We start from the raw sequence: 15,092 nt of genomic DNA on the forward strand, positions 1-15,092 counted from the left end.
ACTGCATGATTTATTGGTCGTTATCACACAATAAATTCACTTCTATTTTGTTTAATCTGCTCATCGTTAAAATATGCACGCACTCGTCCTGAGCCTATTGAGAATGTCTTGGTTACGTGATCCACGCTTATCTTCTCGAATTAATAAGGTTGGGTGGCTAGGTTATTTGCCATGTGATTGATACGTTCTGCGGTGAATCCATTATTGTGGGTATATCTTCAATACTAATGCCACTGGAATGTCATTAGCATGGTTTATTTGTAGTGTAGACATCATATTGACAGCGCTTTATATATTGATAAATATAGAATCAAAATCAATAAAATTGTCATATTTATTTGATATCATTAATATTTATATATCATGGGGAATCATCATGCGTGTCATTGCTATTATATGTGGATTGCTTACTAGCTTATTGAGCTGTTATTTATCAGCTAACACTACAGCAGCAGTACCAGAAAAACCCTATGTATTACTCGTGTCTATTGACGGTTATCGATACGATTACAACAGCTTGCATAGCCCTAAGCACCTTACTGATTTTGCTAAACACGCTGCCACAATCACTCGTTTTGAGCCGTCGTTTCCGACAGTGACGTTTCCTAATCACATCACCTTAGTGACAGGCCTTTACCCCGCTCATCACGGCATAGTGTCAAATCGATTTTATAATCATGCTTTGCAACAGCCTTATGCCATGAATATTAAACAAGCGGTCACTGACGGCCGCTTTTACCATGGGGTGCCGTTATGGTCATTAGCGGGTCAGCAAGGATTAAAAAGTGCCACCTATTTTTGGCCAGGTTCAGAAGCTAAAATTGCTGGTCAGCGACCAAATTATTGGTTGCCTTATCGTGACAATGCTCCCAACAATGAAAGAGTCGAGCAGGTTTTGCAGTGGTTTAATTTAGCCGAAGATCAGCGGCCACAATTTGTAACGTTATACTTTTCAGATGTAGACACCGCAGGCCACCTTTTTGGCCCAGAGTCTACAAACACCTATCAAGCGGTGCAGAAAGTTGACCAAGCTATAGGGCTACTTTTAGCGGGAATAAAAGCCTTACCTTTTAAGGTTAATGTGATTATTACATCCGATCATGGTATGGCGAATGTTGCAGGATTTGAACGTCTGTATACCGATAAATTGTTTGTGGGCAATAAAGCGTTAAAAGCTAGATTTAGCTTTAATAACGATGCGGCGTTTTCATTAGTCACAGCCACTGGTGAGAATAAGCAACAAGATTTAGATGCCTTAAAAGCGTTAACCCAAACAGTGCCTGGTTTGCAATTTTATCGCCAACAAGATATTCCCGCTTCTTTGCACTTTAACAATAATCCGTCAATTGGTGATGCAATATTAATCAGTAATCAACATTACATTACTAGCACCGATGCGAGGGCTGGCGTAGTAGGCAAGCACGGTTATGATGCCAGTGTCATCAGCGACATGAACACAGTGTTGTACGCTCAAGGGCCGGCATTTAATCATGTGACAGTCGACTATGCTGAAAACATTCATTTGTATCCACTCATTGCTGATATTTTAGGGTTAACCATAACCGAACCCATTGATGGAAGATTGTCGGTATTATCGCCACTATTGGCCGACTCGAGATAATATTAGCGCGTGGCGTATTGATGTTGTCTAAACCCCGTGGTTAAACTCATTGGTTTGACTGAGCTAGAGGTAATATATTCTAAAAAGTGTTGCTGTTTCATATCCTCTTGCAAAATAACATGATATTTTACAATCAAATGGAGTTTAACCCGTTAGGTTTATGGAGGAGCCATGCAGGCTTTTTTAGTCGCTCAAGCAAATATACCCTTTTCAATTGCGCTTGTTATTGTGGTCATGCTGGGGATGTTTGAAATCATCGCCATGATTGCAGGCTTAAGTGTATTTAGTGCACTTGATAATTGGTTTTCACTCGATGTCGATACAGATGTTGATACCACGGTATCTGTTACCGGTATGACAGGTATATTGGGTTGGCTGTGTCTTAATCGCTTACCGTTACTTATCTGGTTTGTATTAGCATTAAGTAGTTTTGCGATAGCAGGGTATGTGATTAACTTTGGCTATTCACAACTTTTTGGCAGCTTTTTACCCCAAATCATCACCGTACCTGTTGCGTTAGTCATAATGTTTTTTTCAAGTCACTTTATTGGTAATGGTATTGCCAATATTCTCCCTAAAAACGAAACCTCAGCAATATCAATTGATGCGCTTGGCGGTTGTGTTGGCAAGATCACCCAAGGTCGTGCAATAAAAGGCATGCCGACAGAAGCGGTGGTTCGGGACACATTTGGGCAGAAACACTACGTGTTAGTTGAACCAGAACACGACGATGTCGAATTTTTGCCTGGCGTCGATGTTGTACTCATCGCTCATCAAGGCAAAGTCTGGACAGCAACCAGATTCAGTTAACCGAAAAATATCTTATTGAGATATACCCTAAAAATAAAAATGTCATTCCAATGACACTTTTTGATAAACACAGTTGTATTTAAAAGGAAATTAAATGGAAACGTTAACAAACTTTGATTCAGGAAGCGGCTTTGTCCTCCTCATTGCTGGCATAGCAGTATTAGGATTGATTATTATTGGACTTATTTTTGCAAAACTGTACAAACGAGCCAGTAAAGAAATGGCTTTTGTTCGTACCGGGTTCGGCGGTGAGAAAATCATTAAAGATGGTGGCGCAATTGTGCTGCCAGTGCTGCACGAAACGATTTCGGTCAATATGAATACCTTGCGTATTGAAGTCGAAAAAAATCAAAAAGATGCCCTGATCACCAAAGACAGAATGCGCGTGGATGTAAAAGCCGACTTCTATTTACGTGTTGCGCCAAATGCCGAAGGGATTTCAATGGCAGCGCAAACGTTAGGCACTCGCACTAATCGTGTTGAAGAACTAAAAAAATTAATGGAATCAAAGTTTGTCGACGTATTGCGTACCGTTGCAGCCGAAATGACCATGACCGAAATGCACGAGCAGCGCGCTGACTTTGTCCAGCGAGTGCAGAATAATGTCGCCAATGACCTTGAGAAAAACGGCCTAGAATTAGAATCTGTGTCGCTCACGGGTTTTGATCAAACTGACTTGCAATTTTTTAATGAAAATAACGCATTTGATGCCGAAGGTCGTGCTCGTCTAGCAAAAATCATTGAAGAAAAACGTAAAGAAACCAACGATATTCAGCAAGAAAACCGCATCAAAATTGAACAGCGTAATCTTGAAGCAGAAAAAGAATCGTTAGAAATCGAAAAGTCGGAAGAAGAAGCTCGCCTCGCTCAGCAACAGTCGCTTGAATTTAAACGTGCCGATCAAAAAGCTGAAATCATTAAACAAAAAGAAAATAAAGCCCGCGAAGAGCGTGAAGCCGAAATTGCCAAAGAGCGCGCAATTGAAACGGCTGAAATTGAAAAAACCAAAGACATCGAAACCCGTGAAATTGAAAAGTATAAGTCTATTGAACAGTCACGCATTCAGCAACAACGCGATATTGAAGTATCTGAACAAGACAAACGCATTGCGGTAGCCGCTAAGTCGGAAGAAGAGTCAGCCGCTCGCGCTCGAGCTGCAGAAGCTGAAAAAACCAAGGTAGAAAAAGAAGAAGCGGTTATTACTGCGCGCCAAACTGCTGAAGCTAATCGTCGTAAAGACATTGAAGTTATTGATGCCCGAAAAGAAGCTGAGCGTGAGGCCGTGGGTGTTACGGTTCGAGCTGAATCAGAAAAAGTTGCCGCGGAAGATAGAGCTAGCGCCATTTTAATTGAAGCGCGTGCCAGTGCAGACGCTAAGATGCTAAAAGCCTCAGCCGATGAGAAAATCTATGCAGTTGAAGCTGCGGGTAAGCGGGCACAGTACGAAGCTGAAAACGTACTGAGCAACGAACAAATTGCACTGCAAAGATCATTAGCCATATTAAAAGCCTTACCAGACATTATTGCTCAAGCCGTTAAACCGCTTGAAAAAATTGAAGGTATTAAGATTTTACAAGGCTATGGTACGGGCAATCAAATGAGTAACGGCGAGGGTAACCAATCCCAGGGGGGTATTGCAGAGCAAGTAACCACTGCAGCATTAAACTATCGTGCTAATGCCCCTGTGGTCGACGCTATGCTACGAGAGTTAGGTTTAGTTAATTCAGAGTCTGGTAATTTAAATGACCTACTGACAGGCAATAATGCACTGACATCTGAAGCGATTAATGTCATTCAATCGGCCAAAACAGGCTTTAGTGTGAATGAAGTTATCCCTGGCGTTAATCCAGCGCAATAAATGCTAAGTTGCTAAAGAGGTCTCTTTCCTCTTTAAAATACAAAAAGTGCCTTTTGGCACTTTTTGTATTTATCAGCATCACTCTATAACAGCGTTATGCCGACTATGTTCAATCTCAGTCACTTAGCGGGAGTGTGAAACACTTTTTAAGCTAAAGAGTGAGTTACAACAATTGATCCTGTAACAGATTCTGTGTTGTTCTGCCTTATGACATTATGGTCTTAATCGTTGAGAGACTTAATATTCTTTAAGGTTTATTGTGAGATTATCATAGACTTGATATTAACTTTCTCAGTGGCCAGAAGGCAGACTTTCAGCCATAGTACTTGGAATTTAACTGTTAGTTATGATTGTATTATGGTCGTTACCCGTTATCTATTAGCAGTTAATGCTAGGTATAAGCTAAATACACGTGTGTGATGACTCAGCCCCTCAAATAAGCCCAAAAAGGTAATGTGAACCATGACAACAGCAATAGATTATTATTTTACGAGTGTTTCTCCTTATGCCTATTTAGGCCATAGCACCTTTACCTCGTTGGCTGAACAGCACAAAGCTGCTATCAACTATAAGCCGATTAAACTGGCAAAATTATTTGCTGAATTAGGTGTGTTACCGGTAAAACAACGCCTGCAAGCTCGACAAGACTATCGTTTAATTGAGTTAGCTCGTTGGTCAACAAAGCGCAAATTAACCCTTAATCTTCAGCCCGCTTTCTTCCCTGCAGACCCAGGCTTGGCCGACAGATGTACTATTGTGTTACAGCAAGCTGGACAAGATGTCGGTGAATTTGTTGGTAATGTACTGGCAGCATGTTGGGCAAAAGATCAAAACATTGCAGACGAAGCGGTTATCCGACAAATATTAACCTCACTCAATTTAGATGCCGACGGTGTTGTGCAGCAAGCATTGTCAGCCGAAATAGAAGCAATATACGAATCTAATACCGTAGATGCTATTGAAAAAGGTGTGTTGGGTGTGCCGACCTATGTGTATCAAAATGAGCCATTTTGGGGGCAAGATAGACTCGATTTACTTAACGATAAGCTGGCTGGATAACGTTATTTAGGTGAGGTCTAAAATAAGGTTGCAGTGGTTATTTACTGCAACCTTTACCGATGCCAATAATAATGAACGTACAAAAGTAAAAACCAATAATCAATTGCTGTTTACACGTATTAATTTGGTTTTTGGAGTCAATAACGTTACTTATAAATAGTCATCAGCTGGCAGCCATTATGGTTGAATGTTTTTACATCAACGTTTAATCACAATCCATTATTTCAACTTTGTAATACCTATTAGAACCGCAATAATACCACCCGCCATTCCAGCCCAGGCTTCAATAGGTGTATCACCACTTATGGCGCGGGTAAGTTGGGAGCTCGCTGCATCATAAATATTGTAGCCCCACAACGCTAAAAAAATACCCGCAATAACAAGCACAATCCCAATAATTTTATTATTCATGCTAACTCCAGACTTTGATGAGCTGATAGTTGATAGCTAATAGTTGATGATGTCACCGTTGATGACGTTTAGTTGACCATGTCGCAGTAGATAACCCGAAACTAACGAAACTCATGAGGGCTCTTTATACGAACGCCTCAGACCAACCTCTGGGTATGACCCGCTTCCATCTATTTCATTTTTAGCCAAATGAAATAGACACAAGCTAACCTGTTATTTACCTGGCAGTCACTATAGTTTGACGTTATTTCTAATCTGTTCTATTCGCTCGCGGTTAACCCCAAAGTCAGACTCTCCGATACGTGAAGCGGATCTAACATGGATGGTTATTTTATCGGATGCTGTTGACGGAAAGTAAAACTCAACATCATCGACAAACCGCATTATCTGCGAGGTAAATTCTACTCGGATATACTCATCCTCAACCACGACGATATTCGCTCGTTCAGCAGTCTTTAATACGTGCAACAGTTTTGCCTGCGCCTGCTGGCGTGTGCCGACGAACTCAATCGGTTGTATCGCATGCTCTTCATCTGCAGCTGATTGTTGGCTACTGACACAATTTGGCGATTCAGGACATGGCATTAACTGGCCATCATTAATGCCTAAAGTAGGCACTGTGCCAGAACAACCCATTAACAGCGTCATGCTGAGTGTAATAATTGAAATCTGCTTGTACATTATTAATATCCTTTTATTTATTTTCACGGTGACCATAACTCAATACTCGGGTTATTTGCCATTTGTCGTCTACTTTACGCCAAACCATGACAAAGTCAGCTTTACCTTCACATTGGTTGGTTTTATTTTGACAAAAGATATGCACCCCTTCTGTAATCGCACCAAAATCTTTAATCGAGTGGACGTTAAAAGAGCCCTCAACCAGCTTTCGGGTGTAATGACCACATGCATTATTTTTTGTATTGGCAATCATGCTGTCACGGTCCCACGTTACCCCACCATTATCATGATAAAACTCAACATCAGCTGCAAAAAAGCTTGCGTGCTTATCTAGCTCTTGCAGATTTTGACAATGATTAAATGAGTCAAACACCGCAGTATCAAGCGCTTTCATTGTGTCAGCTAACACCATGTCATCAGCCAATGAAGGTATTGAGAAAAAAGCCAATAAAACCAAGCAGATTTGTTTCATCGTTTCGATTCCTTATGTGCCAGTGACAAAGTTAGTGAAAGTGCCGGATTTAGTGCCCCACTTCACAGCCATCATTGGTAGTTTGAAAGCCTTACCGTCGTTTTCTTTCTAAATTTTGGTAATTCGGTGGTGATTTTTAATCCGTTTTCTGTGGGGATATACAGTCTATTCAAAATATTGATTTGGCAATGTTCGTTAGCCAATAAATCAGACAATAACTCAACATTGAACCTAAAGAAAGCGCTTAAAAAATGACAATTAAAATCATGAGTATTTTACAGTGGGGGCGTAATAAAAAATTCACAGAAAATCAAACCATGAAGATAATAAAAACCGTTAATAAAGTCTAAAATATGTAGCACGTAGACTCCAATTTTTATCTAACAAGTTTGTGGTTCAATTTGTTTCGATGGTAATGTCACTTGTTACTAAAAATTGTGGGCTGATTTTGAATTGCAGCTCTATTCTTTAATTATCTTTTAATAGGTGGTAAATGATGTTTAAACCAAGACGAATTATTGATAATTTGGGGAATATTGCCACTTTTCATTACATCTCATCTTTGCTGTACAGAGCCATACCCTGCAAAGTTGATGATATGGCGAGAGAAAATCTATTACATCGACAGAAGTGGCTTACTTTCAATTTTTTTCAGTTGGCTCTTAACTTTATTTATACAATATGTATTTCTGCATACTTGTTTATTGGTAGAAATCTACATTCAATAATATTTGTCTCGATGACTTTTATTGTATTAGGTTGTGGAAGTTCTAATGCTAATACGAGTTCAATACAAGCCCCTGTGGTGTTATCAGACAGTTATTATAGTGACTTATATTCTTGGAATATAAGTGGTGGCCTAAAACAAACACGATTAGGCAGAGGGATCAACGTTGGCAATTACTTAGAGGCTCCTTTTGAGGGAGACTGGACTGGTGGTAAGGTCTTAATTGAAGATGACTTTAAAATAATTGCCAAAGCAGGTTTTAAAAACGTACGTATTCCAATTCGCTGGACTGCGTATGCAGATAAAACCTTTCCCTATACCATAGATTCTGTATTTATGAATCGTGTTAAAGAAGTTGTAGGTTGGGCGAATAACGCCGGTCTTAAAGCTATTATAAATGTACATCACTATAACGAATTGATGCGTGCTACTGACAATGACAAAATGTCGCATATTTTACGTTTAGAAGGTATTTGGAAACAAATTAATGAGCAATTTCCACTTTCTAAGTATTCTCGAACGGATCTAATTTTTGAACTATTAAACGAGCCGCAAGACAGTATTCACTACAATGATTGGAACGACATTATCGAACGTTTATTGACTGTCATTTGGGGCGATACAGATATTCCACAAAAAAATAATACCCAACGTATTGTTATGGTAGGTACTGCTTATTGGAATGTACCTGATACCTTACCTAAACTGTCATTGCCACACTATGCAAATCAATATAATACAATTATTACAGTGCACAATTACAAACCCTTTCATTTTACTCACCAAGGAGCTAAATGGGTTAATGGTTCAAAAAAGTGGATAGGAACGACTTGGTTAGGTACTGAGAGCGAAACCGCACCTTTAATCACTTTACTGGATAATATGACTCGTTGGAATTCTAAAGCTAATCGTAATTTTGAAATTTATTTGGGGGAGTTTGGCGTATATTCACGCTATGCGGATCCCAAGCAGCAAAAAGCTTGGACGGCTTTTATTGCTCGTGAAGCAGAAAAACGGAATATTAGCTGGGCATATTGGGAATACTCATCGAGTTTTGGTGTATACGATAATAAAGCTCAGCAGTGGCGACCACATTTAATAGAAGCATTAGTTCCAGTAAAATAATCTAGGCTGACCTAGAATATCGGCTGGCGCAGTGGTAAATATTTCATTTGGGACTCAGCTAGAATTTTTTGCTAGCACCGTGTTAATAAGTATAAGCGCAGTACAACCGCTTATAGCGGTATATGAGTCGCATCTAAGGCTATGATAATAGTGAGCTATTAAATAGAAAAATAAGGCATAAAGCCTGCGGTGAGCAGACTATTGTCTTAACTTGTCATGAATGTCTATATGAGCATACTATTAAGTCATATCTGTATTCAGTTTTGATATTCACTCGGGCATTGAGCTGATTGTTTAAAATCAATAGTGCTATTAACAAATAAAATACCTATTTCATCGATAAGCCAACGGTCATGCTCATAAATATATTTAATGTTAAATGACATTGGCATACTCTCATTGTCTAATCCATTAATTGATAAGCATCCAACTAATCCATCTATTTTTTCAAAGTGTGCAATCTGCTTAGACATATATTTTTTAAATAGTAATTACTCAGATACGTCAGTCTCATTTATATTTAATTTTGTGAGTAAATTCTGACTAAAAATGTCAGGGCTTATCTGCAATAGATTGTCTTTATGGACACTATTTTTATAATGAAAGTAGTTCAAATACAATTGCTCTTCATTAGTCTTTATTGAACATGAAGACACTAAAAAAACTAAGCAAAAAATAATCAACTTCATATTATCTTCCCATTATACTCTGTAGTTCAGCCTCATAGGCTTTATGTCGGTCTTTAAGAGCTTTAGCTGCAGTACATAGTAAACCTGAACAAGAAGTGATTTGTGTCGTGTAGAAAGTTAATGATACACGTTTACTCGGTAATATGACGTATTCTCACAAAAATTTAGAAGCATTCATGGTATTTGAAGAATTAATCGTGGCTCCATTATTAATCTGCAATGCCTGATGGTACTTTTTCGTATTTATCTTGGATCTGGAGGATAGCTTGCTTGTAATAAATAGGAACCCAGACTATTGAGTTAAATAGTTAAATAGTTAAATAGTTAAATAGTTAAATAGTTAAATAGTCTTTTAAATTCATTTGTTTGCAGAACTTTGCACCTTCAAAGTCTGCAATTGCTAACTAAGATTGACTTTATTCCTGAAGTTGAAAAAGTCAATAATTATGAGCCTTTAAAATTTTTTTATATACTTTTCAGCTGAATACTTTATGGTTATTTCTAATCTAATTGTAAAATATCCGAACTGCTTGTTTTCCAAGCTGATAACTCAACAATAAATGCATTCAAAGACAACTGCTCACATTGGCTTCCACTCAAGCTATTGAAATAGTTTATCCCAATACTTGTTCTTACCAAAATATCCTTTTGCAAATAAAAAGAATGATATAACTCACCGTCAGAATTCAACTTTAAAGGGGTAATAGCTATTGGCCCTTTATCACCATAAATACCAAGATCTACTTTATTTAATTTTAAACAATGAAATTTTGTTGGAATACTTCCTATCTTTACATTAATTTGGTACATGCCGTATATTTCACTTGCTTTAACTTGTATTTCTACATCGTAGCTTGCTGCATTTACTCTTGTTATATAAGTAGACTTATAATTACTTGGCCTAATGCAGAAGCTAATTACGGCCAGAATAATAATCAAATACTTGATTGATATCATTTTAAATTTCCCCTGTAACTTTCAACGTAAAATCATGCCTATTATTTGAACCAGCAGATTATTATCTTGACTCACCGAGATCGTCCATATATGGCCATGTGAACAAATAAAACCGAGCCACCCATTATTTGAACAAGTAACATAGCTCGTTTTCATTGATTTGGCGATAGTTACGCTCGATGAACTCAACTCACAAACTTCAATCAACATGGTTAAGTATTTTATTTAAGTTATTTATTTATATGGTTTAAATAAATTCTGGAAGAATTAATCGTGACACCCATAATTAATTTGCAATGCTTAGTGTACTTTTTCGTATTGGTCTTGGATCTTGTGGAGGGATAGCTTGCTTGTAATAAATAGGAACCCGTGGGTTCAAAGTCCTATCTTTCGCCTAAACGAAAAAAGGCTCATCATTTCTGATGAGCCTTTTGTCTTAAATCTTGCGGAGGGATAGCTTGCTTGTAATAAAGAGGAACCCTGGGTTTAAATCTCTATCTTTCGCCCAAACAAAAAGGCCTTATCTTTCGATAAGGCCTTTTTGTTTTTAATGTGGCGGAGGGATAGGGATTTGAACCCTAGAACGGGATAAACCGTTGCCGGTTTTCAAGACCGGTGCATTCGACCACTCTGCCATCCCTCCGAACGCGGTGAATAATAAGGGTATTAGAAAAAATGTAAAGCCTTGATGTGTTCGATGGCACAACAAATGTGCAAAATGACACAAAAAGGCTCACGTTTGCACAATATTTACCCTTTTAAATCTTTAAAGCGCTTTCATTGCAAGCTTGCCTCTCTTGTTGGCGAGTTGCCAATAAGAGAGGCTTATATCAACAATAATACTTAGTGTACTAAACCACGACGCTTTAATAGGGCGTCGGTTGATGGTTTTTTACCGGCAAAGTCGATGTAGCTTTGCATTAGATCTTGGCTATTACCTTTTGACAATACTGCGTCACGGTATTTTTGGCCGTTCTCTAAGGTTAATCCACCGTGAGCCATCATGTAAGCAAACGAGTCTGCAGCAAACACTTCGGTCCAAAGGTACGCATAGTAACCCGCTGAGTAACCGCCGCCGAAGCTGTGGCTAAAGTAAGTGGTTTTGTAGCGTGGTGCAATTGGGCCGTAGTCTAGGCCGTGTTTGGCTAGAGCTTGTTTCTCAAAGGCGGCAACATCGGTAATTTCGGTGCCAGCTGGAATTGAATGCCATTCCATATCAAGCAACGCTGCAGCTAAGTATTCAACTGTGCCAAAACCTTGGTTAAAGGTGTGTGCTTTTAACACTTTAGCTAATAACTCTGCAGGAATTGGCTCACCAGTTTGGTAGTGTTTCGCATAGTTGGCTAGCACTTGTGGATCAACACTCCAGTCTTCGTTAGCTTGTGATGGAAACTCAACAAAGTCACGTGCAGTTTTGGTACCGGCTAAGCTTGGATAGTTAACTTGTGAATATAAACCGTGAATGGCATGACCAAATTCGTGGAATAACGTGCTCACTTCATCAAACGTTAACAGAGTAGGTTGACCTTCTGCTGGTTTAGGTACGTTAAGTGCGTTGTACACCACTGGCTTAGTATTTTGTAAGAATGACTGACTAACGTATTCATCCATCCATGCGCCGCCACGCTTACCAGGGCGGGCGTACATATCGAGATAGAACAAACCTAGTGAGCTGCCGTCTTTGTTAAAGATTTCATAACCAGTGACGTCTTTGTGCCACACAGGTAAGTCAGTACGAGGTTTTACGGTAATGCCGTACAGTTTTTCCATTGCGAAAAACAAGCCGTCGTTTAATACGGTATTCATTTCAAAATAAGGTTTAACCTGGCCGTCGTCTAAGTCATATTTGGCTTTACGCACTTTTTCTGCGTAGTAAGCCCAGTCCCATGGTTCTAAAGTAAAGTCTTTACCGTCTTTAACGATTTCGGCTTGAATGTCTGCCGCTTCTACTTTGGCTTTAACCAGTGCTTTTGGGGCTAAATCGTCAAGAATGCCATAAACCGCTTCTGGGTTTTTGGCCATTTGGTCGCCTAGCGAGTATGCCGCCCATGTTGGGTAACCTAATAGTTTGGCTTTTTGTGCACGCAGTTGAGCAATTTTGATGTTTAACGGCGCGTTGGTGTCCATGGCGCGATATGCTGAGGTTTCCCATAGCTGTTTACGGATATCGCGGTTTTTAAGGCTAGAAAGCAATGGTTGAGTGGTGGTGTTCACTAAAGTGATCATGTAACCCGTTTTACCAGCAGCTTTAGCGGCAGCAGCTAATGATGCAATGTCGTTGTCTGATAAGCCGTCAAGTAGGGCTTTATCTTCAATTACGATCACGTCGTCATTAAATGACTTTAATACGTTTTGTGAGAAGCTGGTTTCAAATTTGGCTAGTTCACCGTTTAGCTCACGCATTGTTGTTTTGTCTGCGACTGATAATTCAGCACCTGCACGGACAAAACGGTCGTAATACACTTCAACTAAACGTAAGTCTTCGCCTGTTAATGTGGCTTTATTTTTATAAATCGCTTGGATACGAGCAAACAACTTTTCATCAAGATAGATGTTGTCTTGATGTGCCGTTAGCTTAGGCACAATTTGTTCTTCAACACTGATGAAGTTGTCGTCTGAGATAAGCCCTGACAGATTGAAAAACACTCGTTGAGTACGGTCTAGAATAGCCCCGGTGTTTTCTAGTGCGACAATGGTATTGTCAAATGTGGCTGCTTCGCTGTTATTGGTGATAGCGGCGATTTCAGCTTTGTGATCTTTCATGCCTTGCTCAAATGCTGGCAAGTAGTCGCTGGCTGTTATTTTGTCGAACTGTGGTGCCATGTATTGTAAAGGGCTTGGTGTTAACAGTACGTTTTCGGCAGTTGCAGGCGCTTTAGTCATAGTTGTTGATGCATCTGTTGTCGTTTTGGCTGCCATGGCGGTGTCTGCTGATTGCTCTGAACACGCGCTGAGCATCAGTGCAGCACTAACTGCAGTCGTGATAAGTGTTTTACGCATTGAAATATCCTTGGGTCTTGGCCCTTTTAGGTGTTTTTATGCCTATTCAAAGTGTGTGGTGCGGCTGAATAGTGACAATAAAAACATAAAGTAATAACCCCAGTACAATACCAAGCCTGCGGCTTGCCGCAAAGGTTAATGGTATTAACTAAGATTAATTATTGTAACTAAAGTTGCCAATAGTGATGTTTGTTAGTTTTTGCGGCATTCTGGCCGTAATTGTAGTGGTAATTTGTGGATATTCGCGTAGCTTAATAGCAATAGATAGCACGACGAGGGTGATAGATGAAAGCGGGTAAACACGATACAAAACTGCTCAAGCTCGCGATGGAGATTGGCATGGGATACGCGCAAAAGCGTGGTTTTGAAGATTTTGGCAAAGGCATTTCGCCAAAAGATAAAGTGGAATGTATTTATCGATTATTAGTGCAAGACAATTTAATCCAACCATTAGCCGAAGATAAAGATGATGGTCCGAATCGTAAACATAAATTGATATTGTGGATTAGTAAGCAACTGCCTAAAGAACATGAGTTATTGAACTAAGGTTACCAACCTACACCATAAATTAAGCCCAAATGAAATGGTATTTCATTTGGGCTTTTTGTTATTGATTATAAATGTATTTCTCGTATTGGGTCTAGTGCTGACGCTTACATCCGTACCTATTTTAGTACCTATTTTAGTACCTATTTTAGTACCTATTTCCGTGTCTAGGTTCAGGATTAGATATTGAATTAGCGTGATTCAATTTCAACAATTTTTAAGCTTATCAACTGCTTTTGCCATTGCTGCTTATTCACACCCTCTACCCAAATAGTATCACTTTGGCGATGTTGACCATTACGTAGGTAAGTTTCTGGCATACGGAATATAGCTTCCCAGGCTTCAAGCTTTTCTGTTTTGAGCAATGCACCGTTGTCATTGTAAAAACTTACTTCAACTTCAACAACCGTGACATGTTCGTTACTGGTGCTGTCAAAATCGAACACTAAACCGAGTTTATCGCCTTTCCATTTTGTGTCTGCAAGGGCGATTTTAATGCCGTCTTTAGCCGTACTACCCAATAACTCTGGTTGTGCTAACGCCGCTGCAGTTAAGCGTGTGGTTGATACTTGAGTATTCATTGCTGGTGCAGTTGGCATGGCAACCGTTGGTGCTGCAACAGGTGTTGTTACTACTGCTATTGACGCTGCAGATGCAATGGTCGGCTGTGTTACTACGTTTGCTTGCTTTGCGATGTCGGCTTTAGCGGCTTGCACTGGTTGGGTTACTGTTTCGGTAATGATGTATTCCCAAGTGAAGTCGTCTTTTAGACGAACATTGGCGCCATTTTCTAAGGTGATAACAGCAACATTGGCGGCCATAGCGGCTGGAGCAAGTAATAAAAATAGGGCTGATGCGATCGCATTAAGTTTGGTTTTCATCTATTCATCCTGATTGAAAGTCTTTAACACTTTGGCTCATTCTACGGACTTTTATAGTAGAAATGGAAATAAACTGTGGTTCGATATTCATATTTTACCCCTGTATGTGATGGAGCAATATTTTATACGTGTGTCGCTATTGCTAGGTGATGCATGAATTCATTTTAGAATGTTAATTTCAGGTTAATAATCATACTCATTTAAACGCTGTTTGTTGATGTCGATCAAATGCGAATACCTCTTTGTGAGTAACAC

At 39.4% G+C, this 15,092-nt stretch carries 13 protein-coding genes and 1 tRNA gene; 6 read left to right on the forward strand and 8 right to left on the reverse strand.

Features of this window, described 5'->3' with window-relative positions; all coding sequences use genetic code 11:
• Positions 1-376 precede the first annotated feature (376 nt).
• The 4 genes from AAEY97_RS06575 (at position 377) to AAEY97_RS06590 (ending at position 5,348) form a co-directional block, all read left to right on the forward strand.
• Positions 377-1,621, forward strand: coding sequence for an alkaline phosphatase family protein (locus tag AAEY97_RS06575; protein ID WP_350997490.1), 1,245 nt, complete (start codon positions 377-379; stop codon positions 1,619-1,621).
• A gap of 171 nt (positions 1,622-1,792) precedes the next feature.
• Entirely contained in the window at positions 1,793-2,431 is a 639-nt protein-coding gene (locus tag AAEY97_RS06580) for an OB-fold-containig protein (protein WP_101085053.1), read from the forward strand.
• Positions 2,432-2,525: 94 nt separating this feature from the next.
• Positions 2,526-4,289 carry a flotillin family protein gene (locus AAEY97_RS06585; protein WP_335692252.1) on the forward strand — a complete coding sequence of 588 codons (1,764 nt, stop codon included), beginning with the start codon at positions 2,526-2,528 and terminating at the stop codon, positions 4,287-4,289.
• A gap of 462 nt (positions 4,290-4,751) precedes the next feature.
• Positions 4,752-5,348 (forward strand): 2-hydroxychromene-2-carboxylate isomerase, encoded by a 597-nt coding sequence (locus AAEY97_RS06590; RefSeq protein ID WP_335692253.1) that lies wholly within the window; start codon positions 4,752-4,754, stop codon positions 5,346-5,348.
• Between the two features lie 219 nt (positions 5,349-5,567).
• Here AAEY97_RS06590 and AAEY97_RS06595 read toward each other — a convergent pair whose 3' ends face one another.
• The 3 genes from AAEY97_RS06595 to AAEY97_RS06605 form a co-directional block, all read right to left on the reverse strand.
• Positions 5,568-5,759 (reverse strand): DUF3185 family protein, encoded by a 192-nt coding sequence (locus AAEY97_RS06595; protein WP_101085056.1) that lies wholly within the window; start codon positions 5,757-5,759, stop codon positions 5,568-5,570.
• Positions 5,760-5,990: 231 nt separating this feature from the next.
• On the reverse strand, positions 5,991-6,440 hold the full coding sequence (locus AAEY97_RS06600) for a DUF1499 domain-containing protein (protein ID WP_350997494.1): 450 nt from the start codon (positions 6,438-6,440) through the stop codon (positions 5,991-5,993).
• Positions 6,441-6,453: 13 nt separating this feature from the next.
• Entirely contained in the window at positions 6,454-6,912 is a 459-nt protein-coding gene (locus tag AAEY97_RS06605) for a nuclear transport factor 2 family protein (RefSeq protein WP_101085058.1), read from the reverse strand.
• A 493-nt stretch (positions 6,913-7,405) separates the two neighbouring features.
• Between AAEY97_RS06605 and AAEY97_RS06610 the strand changes: the two genes are divergently transcribed.
• Entirely contained in the window at positions 7,406-8,764 is a 1,359-nt protein-coding gene (locus tag AAEY97_RS06610) for a glycoside hydrolase family 5 protein (protein WP_350997498.1), read from the forward strand.
• Positions 8,765-9,021: 257 nt separating this feature from the next.
• Here AAEY97_RS06610 and AAEY97_RS06615 read toward each other — a convergent pair whose 3' ends face one another.
• The 4 genes from AAEY97_RS06615 to AAEY97_RS06630 all read right to left on the reverse strand — a co-directional run bounded on the left by AAEY97_RS06615 (position 9,022) and on the right by AAEY97_RS06630 (position 13,410).
• Entirely contained in the window at positions 9,022-9,237 is a 216-nt protein-coding gene (locus AAEY97_RS06615; protein WP_350997501.1) for a hypothetical protein, read from the reverse strand.
• 717 nt (positions 9,238-9,954) lie between these two features.
• Complete coding sequence (locus AAEY97_RS06620) at positions 9,955-10,410, reverse strand: hypothetical protein (RefSeq protein WP_350997504.1); 456 nt, start codon at positions 10,408-10,410, stop codon at positions 9,955-9,957.
• Positions 10,411-10,963: 553 nt separating this feature from the next.
• Positions 10,964-11,053, reverse strand: a tRNA-Ser gene (locus AAEY97_RS06625).
• 200 nt (positions 11,054-11,253) lie between these two features.
• Positions 11,254-13,410: a M3 family metallopeptidase gene (locus tag AAEY97_RS06630; RefSeq protein ID WP_192114116.1), complete on the reverse strand. Its 2,157-nt coding sequence runs from the start codon at positions 13,408-13,410 to the stop codon at positions 11,254-11,256.
• A gap of 285 nt (positions 13,411-13,695) precedes the next feature.
• Here AAEY97_RS06630 and AAEY97_RS06635 point away from each other — a divergent pair, with 285 nt between their 5' ends.
• Positions 13,696-13,956, forward strand: coding sequence for a DUF5062 family protein (locus AAEY97_RS06635; protein ID WP_011639029.1), 261 nt, complete (start codon positions 13,696-13,698; stop codon positions 13,954-13,956).
• A 191-nt stretch (positions 13,957-14,147) separates the two neighbouring features.
• Here AAEY97_RS06635 and AAEY97_RS06640 read toward each other — a convergent pair whose 3' ends face one another.
• Positions 14,148-14,837 carry a DUF3157 family protein gene (locus AAEY97_RS06640; RefSeq protein WP_350997507.1) on the reverse strand — a complete coding sequence of 230 codons (690 nt, stop codon included), beginning with the start codon at positions 14,835-14,837 and terminating at the stop codon, positions 14,148-14,150.
• Positions 14,838-15,092 lie beyond the last annotated feature (255 nt).

Source organism: Shewanella sp. TB7-MNA-CIBAN-0143 (assembly GCF_040310065.1).
Taxonomy (GTDB): Bacteria; Pseudomonadota; Gammaproteobacteria; order Enterobacterales; family Shewanellaceae; genus Shewanella.